Source organism: Tritonibacter sp. SIMBA_163 (genome assembly GCF_046535935.1).
Taxonomy (GTDB): Bacteria; Pseudomonadota; Alphaproteobacteria; order Rhodobacterales; family Rhodobacteraceae; genus Epibacterium; species Epibacterium scottomollicae.
Window position 1 is genome coordinate 1 of the sequence record NZ_JAWJBP010000828.1, and the last position, 255, is coordinate 255.

Annotated in this window: 1 protein-coding gene; it reads right to left on the minus strand. The window is 42.7% G+C overall.

What is annotated here, in order from left to right; all coding sequences use genetic code 11:
- Positions 1-255 (minus strand): glycosyltransferase (locus R0J92_RS24640; RefSeq protein WP_411053619.1); only part of this gene is annotated, 255 nt, incomplete at both ends.

Below are 255 nucleotides of genomic sequence, written 5' to 3' on the forward strand. Positions count from 1 at the left end.
CCGTGTAAGGTATGAACAACAGGGGTTGTAATTAAATTTGCATATGGAAAAGCACTATAGCCCACATGAGAATGAATGAGATCAAAGTGTGGGGCTTGATTAAAGACTTTGCTCAATTCCATTTGCTCATAAACATGATACTCAGGGAGAGAAAAACCCAGCGGTCGTAACGGTTGTTGACAACAAGCCTCTAATGTGGCGAGAGTGTCAGAATCTCCTGTTGCAAATAGGGTTACTTCATAACCCCGTCGCACT